At 65.7% G+C, this 3,527-nt stretch carries 2 protein-coding genes and 2 pseudogenes; 1 reads left to right on the forward strand and 3 read right to left on the reverse strand.

Annotation, left to right across the window (positions count from 1 at the left end; all coding sequences use genetic code 11):
• Nucleotides 1-264, forward strand: a pseudogene (locus A2J01_RS17320) (DUF3417 domain-containing protein); the annotation flags it as partial.
• A gap of 68 nt (nucleotides 265-332) precedes the next feature.
• On the opposite strand, the gene A2J01_RS17325 reads toward A2J01_RS17320, so the two are convergent.
• From A2J01_RS17325 to A2J01_RS36450, 3 genes and pseudogenes are all read right to left on the reverse strand, one after another.
• Nucleotides 333-2,381 carry an ATP-dependent DNA helicase gene (locus tag A2J01_RS17325; protein ID WP_064113186.1) on the reverse strand — a complete coding sequence of 683 codons (2,049 nt, stop codon included), beginning with the start codon at nucleotides 2,379-2,381 and terminating at the stop codon, nucleotides 333-335.
• Nucleotides 2,382-2,390: 9 nt separating this feature from the next.
• Nucleotides 2,391-3,038 (reverse strand): nicotinamidase, encoded by a 648-nt coding sequence (locus A2J01_RS17330; RefSeq protein ID WP_042446164.1) that lies wholly within the window; start codon nucleotides 3,036-3,038, stop codon nucleotides 2,391-2,393.
• Nucleotides 3,035-3,527: pseudogene (locus tag A2J01_RS36450) on the reverse strand (nicotinate phosphoribosyltransferase); the annotation flags it as partial. The gene A2J01_RS17330 and the pseudogene A2J01_RS36450, both read right to left, overlap by 4 nt.

Below are 3,527 nucleotides of genomic sequence, written 5' to 3' on the forward strand. Positions count from 1 at the left end.
GCCAAGGTCCGCCTCGGCGGCTTGTCGGTCTCGGATGTGGAGGTTCAGGCAGTCCTGGGACGCGTCAGCCCAGGCGAGGAACTCACCGACGTGGTGACGTTCCCGATGACACATTTCGGAACCGAGGACGGAGCCGAGATCTTCGAAGCCGAGGTTGCGCTTCCGGTCTCCGGCTCCGTGGGTTACACCGTGCGGGTGTTGCCGCATCACCGGTTGTTGGTCGATGCGTCCGAACTCGGGTTGGTGACCACTCCGAGCGTCTGACGTAATACATTCTGCCCCGGTCCGTTCGGTCGGTACCGGGGCAGAATTGTGCCCGCGTGAGAACTGGGTCAGCGACGTGAGTCGCGGATGCGGGCGAGCGCCTTGCGGACGACTTCGGGGTTGGTCGTCTCCCAGAACGGAGGCAGCGATGCGCGAAGGTAACCCGCGTATCTCGCCGTGGCCAGACGCGGATCGAGCACGGCCACCACGCCCTTGTCGTCGGTGCTACGAAGCAGACGGCCGACGCCCTGTGCCAGGAGCAGCGCCGCGTGATTGGCCGAGACGCTGAGAAAGCCGTTACCGCCATGGGATTCGATAGCCTGCTGGCGAGCCATCAACAGCGGGTCGTCCGGGCGCGGGAACGGAATCCGGTCCAAGATGACGAGGCTCAGTGACGGACCCGGAACATCGACGCCCTGCCACAGGGACAACGTGCCGAACAGTGACGTGGGTTCGTCCTTGGCGAAGGCCTTGACGAGGGTGCCGGTGGCGTCGTCGCCCTGGCACAGGATGGGGGTATCGAGGCGTTCACGCATCGCCTCCGAGGCGGCTTTGGCGGCGCGCATCGACGAGAACAGGCCGAGGGCGCGTCCGCCCGCAGCCTCGACGAGTTCGGCGATCTCGTCGAGATAGACCGGGGAGAGGCCGTCGCGGCCGGGCGTAGGGAGGTGGCGGGCAATGTAGATGATGCCGGCCTTTGCATGGTCGAAGGGCGACCCGACGTCGAGTGAGTTCCAGCGGAAAGCCGAAGCGTCAGAGGGTGCTTCGGTGCCGATGGCGGTACCCGAGTCGGGGCGCGCGGACGATTCCGCAGGAAGACCCCAGTTGACGGCGAGACCGTCGAACGATCCGCCGACGGTCAGTGTCGCGGAAGTGAGAACGACGGTGGATTCGGCGAACAGTCGCGAGCGCAGCAATCCGCCGACCGAGAGCGGAGCCATCCGGACGGAGCGCCGCACCGATCCGCGGAACTCGTCCGAGGACAGCCAGACGACGTCCTTGCGCTTTGCCGGGTCTGGTTCGTCGAAAGCGGTGAGAATACGCACGGCACTGTCGTGGACGTCGTCGACGGACGAGAGTGCGGCGTTGCGGGCCGCAGCGGCTTCGGGGTCTGCGGCTGCCATGCCCGGTTTGGCCGGACCGATCGCGGTGCGCAGCGACCAGGCCGCGTCGCGTATCGCAGCCAGTGCGGGCGCCGCCCCGTCCGGGAGGCCTTCCCAGCGACCTGGCCGCAATTCCTCGAGGAGCCCTGCCCACCCCTCGCCGGCAGCTTCGAGTCGGTCGGCGTCCTGCTCTTCGGCGATCTTGCCGCAACGCCTGGCCGCGGCACTGATCGACGAAGCTGTGAGATCGGCCGTGGCGACGCCGGTGACGCGGTCGACCAACTCGTGGGCCTCGTCGATCACCACGACATCGTGGTCAGGCAGGATCTGGATGCCGGTGATGGCGTCGATCGCGAGCAGTGCGTGGTTGGTGACCACTACGTCGGCCTTCGACGCCTCGACTCGGGCGCGCTCGGCGAAGCAGTCCTCACCGACCGGGCACTGGTTCTTACCGATGCATTCGCGGGAGGTGACACTGACCTGCCGCCACGCCTGATCGGATACGCCCGGCACCAATTCGTCCCGATCACCGGTTTCGGTGTCGGAGGACCATTCGGTGAGGCGGACGACCTCCCGGCCGAGACGCGAGACCGTGAACGGATCGAACAACTCGTCCTCGGGTGGCTGCTCGGACGCGCCGGTATGGATCTTGTTCATGCACAGATAGTTGTTGCGGCCCTTGAGGATTGCGAACTCTGCGCGTCGGCCGAGTGGCTTCTTCAGGGCATCGGCGAGTAGAGGCAGATATCGGTCGACGAGCTGACGCTGCAGCGCGATGGTGGCGGTGGACACGACCACGGTGCGTCCCGATTCGACCGCGTGGCGCAGGCTCGGAACGAGGTAGGCGAGCGACTTACCGGTACCGGTGCCGGCCTGGACGGCCAGATGCTCGCCGGTGTCGATCGAGTGCGCCACGGCGGACGCCATCGTCAGCTGACTGGTTCGTTCGGCACCGCCGAGCGACCGCACCGCTGTCTGGAGCAGTTCGGGAACGTTCGGGAGTTGATCGGCCACCCACGAAGGTTAATGGATCCCTACGTCAGAAACGTCCACGGATGATTCCCGGGGTGGTTCCCCGGCATTCGAGTCTTCTTGCGACGAGGCCTCGTCTCGCCCGATCAGCTGCACTCCCGCCTCCCGCATCTGCACCAATGCCGACTCGATCGTGGCGGTCGACACACCAGCGGTGAAGGGGAGAAGGACTGTCGTGGCGAACCCCGCGCGCGCGGCATCGACGGCCGTGGCCTTGACACAGTGATCCGTGGCAATTCCGATCACGTCGACGTCGGTGATCTCGTGGGCGCGGAGCCAGTCCTCCAGCGTCGTGCCGTCCTCGGCTGCTCCTTCGAAACCGGAGTAGGCCGCGCTGTAGGCGCCCTTGGAGAAGATCGCCGACCCGGCGACGGAAGCGTCGAACGCCGGATGGAACTCGGCGCCGGCTGTCCCGACGACGCAGTGAACCGGCCAGCTGTCGATGAAGTCGGGATTCTCGGAGAAGTGCGCCCCAGGGTCGATGTGGAAATCGCGAGTCGCGACTACGGCGTCGTACTCGTGGGAGTTGACGAAATCGTTGACGGCTCCCGCAACCGCAGCACCGCCGTCGACTGCAAGAGCTCCACCTTCACAGAAATCGTTCTGAACGTCGACAATTATCAGTGCTTTTGCACTCACTGGTGCTCACCTCCGGTGAATCGAACGGGCACAGCCGAGTCTCCGCGCGAGAGCTTGAGGCCTTCCCACGGCAGGCTCACGAGCCCTGCCTTCAGAACCGCTCTGCTCTCTTCGAGCGTCGGCGCGCTGTCTACGACCTTGCCTTCGCGAACCAGCGGGATCAGCAGTTCGGTCGCTCCGTCCGCCTCGGAGACAGGTGACGGTGATCCGGCGGGGTAGATGACTTCTTCGACGATCGTGCCGGTCGGACGCACTACGCGCAGTGCCTTCTTTGCGCCGCCGCGAGATGCCTTGTTGGTGCTTCTCTTCTCGACCGCGATTCCGTCGACCTCGACAAGTTTGTAGACCATGCCGGCGGTGGGGGCGCCTGATCCGGTGACCAGGGAAGTGCCGACGCCGTACGAGTCGACGGGTTCGGCGCGCAGGGCTGCGATCGCGTACTCGTCCAGGTCACCGGAGACGACGATGCGTGTTTTGGTAGCACCGAGA

The sequence above is a fragment of the Rhodococcus sp. EPR-134 genome (assembly GCF_001647205.1).
Lineage (GTDB): Bacteria > Actinomycetota > Actinomycetes > Mycobacteriales > Mycobacteriaceae > Rhodococcus_F > Rhodococcus_F qingshengii.